Annotated in this window: 7 protein-coding genes; 5 read left to right on the top strand and 2 right to left on the bottom strand. The window is 69.0% G+C overall.

Features of this window, described 5'->3' with window-relative positions:
• The first annotated feature begins 17 nt into the window (after positions 1-17).
• Positions 18-770 (top strand): 4-hydroxy-tetrahydrodipicolinate reductase, encoded by a 753-nt coding sequence (gene dapB, locus ABZW32_RS32090; RefSeq protein WP_356222757.1) that lies wholly within the window; start codon positions 18-20, stop codon positions 768-770.
• A gap of 16 nt (positions 771-786) precedes the next feature.
• Positions 787-1,254: a hypothetical protein gene (locus ABZW32_RS32095; protein ID WP_356222759.1), complete on the top strand. Its 468-nt coding sequence runs from the start codon at positions 787-789 to the stop codon at positions 1,252-1,254.
• A gap of 40 nt (positions 1,255-1,294) precedes the next feature.
• Here the strand turns inward: ABZW32_RS32095 and ABZW32_RS32100 are convergent, their stop codons facing one another.
• Together ABZW32_RS32100 and ABZW32_RS32105 are read right to left on the bottom strand one after the other, a co-directional pair.
• A complete protein-coding gene (locus ABZW32_RS32100) occupies positions 1,295-1,849 on the bottom strand; it encodes a PH domain-containing protein (RefSeq protein WP_356222762.1) in 555 nt (184 codons plus the stop codon).
• 48 nt (positions 1,850-1,897) lie between these two features.
• Positions 1,898-2,137 (bottom strand): hypothetical protein, encoded by a 240-nt coding sequence (locus ABZW32_RS32105; protein ID WP_356222764.1) that lies wholly within the window; start codon positions 2,135-2,137, stop codon positions 1,898-1,900.
• A 262-nt stretch (positions 2,138-2,399) separates the two neighbouring features.
• On the opposite strand from ABZW32_RS32105, the gene thyX reads away from it, so the two are divergent.
• The 3 genes from thyX to ABZW32_RS32120 all read left to right on the top strand — a co-directional run bounded on the left by thyX (position 2,400) and on the right by ABZW32_RS32120 (position 6,042).
• Positions 2,400-3,140 (top strand): FAD-dependent thymidylate synthase, encoded by a 741-nt coding sequence (gene thyX / locus ABZW32_RS32110; RefSeq protein WP_030227608.1) that lies wholly within the window; start codon positions 2,400-2,402, stop codon positions 3,138-3,140.
• A 200-nt stretch (positions 3,141-3,340) separates the two neighbouring features.
• Positions 3,341-4,240 carry a 4-hydroxy-tetrahydrodipicolinate synthase gene (gene dapA / locus ABZW32_RS32115; RefSeq protein WP_266842731.1) on the top strand — a complete coding sequence of 300 codons (900 nt, stop codon included), beginning with the start codon at positions 3,341-3,343 and terminating at the stop codon, positions 4,238-4,240.
• 116 nt (positions 4,241-4,356) lie between these two features.
• Positions 4,357-6,042 carry a ribonuclease J gene (locus ABZW32_RS32120; RefSeq protein ID WP_356222767.1) on the top strand — a complete coding sequence of 562 codons (1,686 nt, stop codon included), beginning with the start codon at positions 4,357-4,359 and terminating at the stop codon, positions 6,040-6,042.
• Positions 6,043-6,452: the final 410 nt, after the last annotated feature.

Genomic DNA, 6,452 nt, shown 5'->3' on the forward strand with positions numbered 1-6,452 from the left:
GACACGAAGGAAGCAACATGAGCAAGCTGCGCGTGGCAGTCCTCGGCGCCCGGGGCCGCATCGGCTCCGAGGCGGTCAAGGCGGTCGAGGCCGCCGAGGACATGGAGCTGGTGGCGGCCCTGGGCCGCGGTGACAAGCTGGAGGCGCTCGCCGAGGCGGGCGCCCAGGTCGCGGTCGAGCTGACCACCCCCGACTCGGTGATGGACAACCTCGACTTCCTCATCGGCCACGGCATCCACGCCGTGGTCGGGACCACCGGCTGGACCGAGGACCGCCTCGCACAGCTGGACACCTGGCTCACCGCCTCCCCGGAGACCGGGGTGCTCATCGCTCCGAACTTCTCCATCGGCGCGGTCCTCACCATGAAGTTCGCCGTCCAGGCCGCCCGCTACTTCGAATCCGTCGAGGTCGTCGAGCTGCACCACCCGAAGAAGGTCGACGCCCCCTCGGGTACGGCGACCCGTACGGCCCAGCTCATCGCGGCCGCCCGCGCCGAGGCCGGGCTCGGCGCCCAGCCCGACGCCACCGCGACGGCCCTCGTCGGCGCCCGCGGCGCGGACGTCGACGGGGTGCCCGTGCACGCCATCCGCCTGCGGGGCCTGCTGGCCCACCAGGAGGTGCTCCTCGGCGGCGAGGGCGAGACCCTGACCATCCGTCACGACTCCCTGCACCACAGCAGCTTCATGCCGGGCATCCTGCTCGGCGCCCGCCGCGTGACGCAGACCCCGGGCCTCACCTTCGGCCTGGAAAACTTCCTCGACCTCGGCTGATGAGGCAGTAGCACCCATGCGCGCGAAGATCACGTACTTCCTCACGGCCGCCGTCCTGGTCGTCTACTTCGTCCTGGTCGGCAGCCGGGGCGTGATGCTGCTCCAGCAGGGCACCTGGCTCACCGTCACCTTCGGTGCCGCCGTGCTGATCCTGCCGGTCATCGGCATCTGGTTCCTCTGGATGAACACCCGGTTCGTCACCCGCGCCAACCAGCTCGCGGCCGAGCTGGAGGCCGAGGGCGGCCTGCCCGTCGACGAACTGGAACGGGACGGCTACGGACGGATCCTGCGGGACTCCGCCGACGAGGTCTTCGCGCGCCGCAAGGCCGAGACGGAGGACGCTCCGGGCGACTGGCGCAGCTGGTTCCGGCTCGCCGTGGCCTACCACGACGCCCGCGACACCCCGCGGGCCCGCAAGGCGATGCAGCGGGCGATCGCCCTGCACGCCGCCAGGCCGGCACACGAAGGGCCCGTACAGGTCTGATCCCCGTACGGGCCCCACACGGGCGGACCGCTCCCCGCCGTCAGGCGGGCACGGCCCGGTACTCACGGACCCACGCCTCCACCCGGCCGGCCGCGCGGTCGAAGGCCTCGCCCCGGGACAGGAAGTCGGCACTGTGGTCGGTGAGCAGCACCGGGAGCTCCGCCCCGCCGTGCCCGGCCACCGTCAAGGCCTGTCCCTGCACGGTCCTCGGCAGCCCCAGCCAGCGCACCGGCTGCTGGACCTTGCGGACCGAGTCGATCTCGCTCCAGGCGATCGAGCGGGTCCCGAAGAACCCGACCCGGCGCAGGCCCGCCGGACTCACCCACACGCCCGTGCGCAGCACGCGCAACGCGCAGCCGATCACGGTGAGCGAGGCCGCCCCGGCGACGGCCGCGCCGCCCCAGGTGCCGGCGAAGGCGATGATCACGGTGGCCAGCAGCATGAAGGCGGAGACCAGGAGCAGCAGCGCCGCGCCGGCGACCCGCCAGGGGCCGGGCCGGTAGGGGCGCCGCCAGCGTTCGGGATCCGCATGCGGGAGGGCTTCGTCCTCGTGTGCGTCGAAGACGCCGTCGGCCGTCAAGAAGGGCAGGGGCACGGCTGGACCTCACTCACATGCACGTTCGGTTGGACTGTGCCCGTGAGGCTACCGCCCCTCGGAGGCCTCCGACTGCTGCGCCTTCTCGGTCACCTTGTACGGCTGCAGCGCGGGCATCCCGAAGAGCAGCGAGCCGACGAGCCCTGCCACCACGGTCAGTCCGACCAGACTACGGGCGGCGATCTGGGTCTTGCTCAGACTCTCGCGCGGCGGCGGAGTGACGTTACTGCGGAATCGGTCGGCCTCGGCGACGAAGGCGAAGGGGACGGGTTCGCGCCGGCGAAACATCGGGAGCGACTCTCCTCACGGTCGGGCCCCTGGGGGCGCTGCGGACGGGACGGAACGCGTTCTCCCTGTAGGACGAGCGGAAGGCCCAATCGGTGCCGGAATTCGGGACATTAACCAAAATTCATGGCGGTCCGTCAGCCGGCCGGGTGACGCGGGCGCGCCCGGAGCGGCCCTCCGGCCGCCCAGGCGCCTGCGCGGCCGCCCCCGGTCGGCGCCGTAGAGTGGGCGCGCCCCAGGAAAGACCCGTTCGGAAGGACCCCGCGTGAGCGAGACCGCCGCTTCAGACCAGAAACCCAGCTTCCGCAGCGATGTGACGGTGGAGCTGGTGAAGCACTCCGCCGCCGACTCCGACGTGCTGTGGGCCGCCCGCGTCTCCACGGCGGGCGAGCAGTCCCTGGAGGAGCTGCAGAAGGACCCCGAGCGTTCCAAGGGCCTCATCAACTACCTGATGCGCGACCGCCACGGCAGCCCCTTCGAGCACAACTCCATGACCTTCTTCATCAGCGCCCCGATCTTCGTGTTCCGCGAGTTCATGCGCCACCGGGTGGGCTGGTCCTACAACGAGGAGTCCGGCCGCTACAGGGAGCTCCAGCCGGTCTTCTACGTCCCCGACGCCGAGCGCAAGCTCGTCCAGGAGGGCCGTCCGGGCAAGTACGTCTTCGTCGAGGGCACCGAGGCGCAGCAGGAGCTGACCGGCCGGGTCATGGAGGACTCGTACCGCCAGGCCTACGAGGCGTACCAGGAGATGCTCGCGGCCGGCGTGGCCCGCGAGGTGGCCCGCGCGGTCCTGCCGGTGGGCCTGTTCTCCTCGATGTACGCCACGTGCAACGCGCGCTCGCTCATGCACTTCCTCGGGCTGCGCACCCAGCACGAGCTGGCGGCGGTGCCGTCCTTCCCGCAGCGGGAGATCGAGATGGTCGGCGAGAAGATGGAGCGGGAGTGGGCCAAGCTCATGCCGCTGACCTACGCCGCCTTCAACGGCAACGGTCGCGTTGCCCCGTAAGGTCCGATGCACGTGCGGCGTACAGATGTGCGGCGATAAGTCCCAAGTGTCCGTATTGCGGCGTTTCGGAAAGTTCATCTAGGCTGATCAAACGGACCCGGCACTGCTTGAACCCCCGAGCAGGCAGTGCCGGGCTCCAACCCAGTGTTGACGTCCCCCGAGGGGACACCGCGAGCGTGGCAGCGAGTAGCGTGTTACCCATGGCTCCGATCTCGACTCCGCAGACCCCCTTCGGGCGGGTCCTCACCGCCATGATCACGCCGTTTACGGCGGATGGCGCACTTGACCTCGACGGCGCGCAGCGGCTCGCCGTCCACCTGGTGGACGCAGGCAACGACGGCCTGATCATCAACGGCACCACCGGTGAGTCGCCCACGACCACCGACGCGGAGAAAAACGACCTCGTACGAGCCGTACTCGAAGCGGTCGGCGACCGCGCCCACGTCGTGGCCGGAATCGGCACCAACGACACCCGGCACACCCTGGAGCTCGCCCGCCAGGCGGAGCGCACCGGCGCCCACGGCCTGCTCGCGGTGACCCCGTACTACAGCAAGCCGCCGCAGGAGGGCCTCTACCGGCACTTCACGGCCATCGCGGACGCCACCGAGCTGCCGGTCATGCTCTACGACATCCCGGGCCGCAGCGGTGTCCCGATCAACACCGAAACCCTGGTCCGGCTGGCCGAGCATCCCCGTATCGTGGCCAACAAGGACGCCAAGGGCGACCTCGGCCGCGCCAGCTGGGCCATCGCCCAGAGCGGCCTGGCCTGGTACTCCGGCGACGACATGCTGAACCTGCCGCTCCTGTCGGTCGGCGCGGTCGGCTTCGTCTCCGTGGTCGGCCACCTGGTCAGCCCCGAGCTGCGTGCCATGCTCGACGCCCACCTGGGCGGCGACGTGCAGAAGGCCACGGAGATCCACCAGAAGCTGCTGCCCGTCTTCACCGGCATGTTCCGCACCCAGGGCGTGATGACCACCAAGGGCGCGCTGAACCTCCAGGGCCTGCCCGCGGGCCCGCTGCGCCTCCCGCTCGTCGGCCTCACCGACGAAGAGACCGCGCAGCTCAAGATCGATCTTGCCGCCGGCGGGGTACAGCTCTGACAACAGACTTCACAACTGAATAACCAAGATCAAAAAAAGACAAGAGCAAGTGCACGAATGACATGCGCGCCGCGTGCCTCCAGGGGCACGTGGCGCGCGTGGTGAAGGAGAAACTTTTGAGCCATCCGCACCCCGAACTGGGCCCGCCGCCGAAGCTCCCCAAGGGCGGCCTGCGGGTCACCCCGCTGGGCGGTCTCGGCGAGATCGGCCGCAACATGACCGTCTTCGAGTTCGACGGTCGTCTGCTGATCGTCGACTGCGGCGTCCTCTTCCCCGAGGAGGAGCAGCCGGGCATCGACCTGATCCTGCCGGACTTCTCGTCGATCCGGGACCGTCTCGACGACATCGAGGGCATCGTCCTCACCCACGGTCACGAGGACCACATCGGCGCCGTCCCGTACCTCCTCCGGGAGAAGCCGGACATCCCGCTGATCGGCTCCAAGCTGACGCTGGCGCTCATCGAGGCCAAGCTCCAGGAGCACCGCATCCGCCCCTACACCCTTGAGGTGAAGGAGGGCGAGCGCGAGAACCTGGGCCCCTTCGACTGCGAGTTCATCGCCGTCAACCACTCCATCCCGGACGCCCTGGCCGTGGCCATCCGTACCGGCGCCGGCATGGTCGTGTGCACCGGTGACTTCAAGATGGACCAGCTGCCGCTGGACAACCGCCTCACCGACCTGCACGCCTTCGCGCGTCTGAGCGAAGAGGGCATCGACCTCCTCCTCTCGGACTCGACGAACGCCGAGGTCCCGGGCTTCGTCCCGCCGGAGCGCGACATCTCCAACGCCATCCGCGGCGTCTTCGCGGGTGCCCAGAAGCGGATCATCGTGGCGTCCTTCGCCAGCCACGTGCACCGCATCCAGCAGATCCTCGACGCCGCCCACGAGTACGGCCGCCGCGTCGCCTTCGTCGGCCGCTCGATGGTCCGGAACATGGGCATCGCCCGTGACCTGGGCTACCTGCGCGTCCCGGCCGGCCTGATCGTCGACGTCAAGACCCTCGACGACCTGCCGGACGACGAGGTCGTGCTGGTCTGCACGGGTTCCCAGGGCGAGCCGATGGCGGCCCTGTCCCGCATGGCCAACCGCGACCACCAGATCCGGATCGTCCCCGGCGACACGGTCATCCTGGCGTCGTCCCTCATCCCCGGCAACGAGAACGCGGTCTACCGCGTGATCAACGGCCTCACCCGCTGGGGCGCCAACGTCGTGCACAAGGGCAACGCCAAGGTGCACGTCTCCGGCCACGCCTCCGCGGGCGAGCTGCTGTACTTCTACAACATCTGCAAGCCGCGGAACCTGATGCCGGTCCACGGCGAATGGCGCCACCTGCGCGCCAACGCCGAGCTCGGTGCCATGACGGGCGTCCCGAAGGACCGCATCGTCATCGCCGAGGACGGCGTGGTCGTCGACCTGATCGACGGCAAGGCCCGGATCTCCGGCAAGGTCCAGGCCGGCTACGTGTACGTGGACGGCCTCTCGGTCGGCGACGTCACCGAGGCCTCCCTCAAGGACCGCCGCATCCTCGGCGACGAAGGCATCATCTCGGTCTTCGTCGTGGTGGACAGCACCACCGGCAAGGTCGTCAGCGGTCCGAACATCCAGGCCCGCGGCTCCGGCATCGAAGACTCCGCCTTCGCCGCGATCCTCCCGAAGATCGAGGAGGCGATCGCCCGCGCAGGCGCGGACGGTGTCGCCGAACCGCACCAGATCCAGCAGCTCATCCGCCGCACGATGGGCAAGTGGGTCTCGGACGGCTACCGCCGCCGCCCGATGATCCTCCCGGTCGTCGTAGAGGTCTGACCTCCGCGTTCGTAGCGACCTCACTGGAGCGGGGCAACCGGATTTGCGTCCGGGGGCCCCGCTCCAGTACGTTTACGTCTCCACCTCGCAAGGACCCGGGTACACACGTGTGCCCGTTGCCCCGTGCGAGCGGGTGGGAATCAGAACCAGGGAGACCTGATAAAGTCTGATCCACCCGAAAGGGAAAGGCCCTCCGAAGGCCATCGGAATTCCAATCCAGCCGGTAACGGCCAGGAAAAAGAATCTGATAGAGTCGGAATCGCCGGAAAGGGAAAACGCGAAAGCGAAGAACCTGGAAAGCGAAGCGCGAAAGACTCTGATAGAGTCGGAAACGCAAGAACAGAACGAAAGCCCGGAGGAAAGCCCGCGAGGGTGAGTACAAAGGAAGCGTCCGTTCCTTGAGAACTCAA

The sequence above is a fragment of the Streptomyces sp. NPDC004667 genome, assembly GCF_040609475.1.
Taxonomy (GTDB): domain Bacteria; phylum Actinomycetota; class Actinomycetes; order Streptomycetales; family Streptomycetaceae; genus Streptomyces.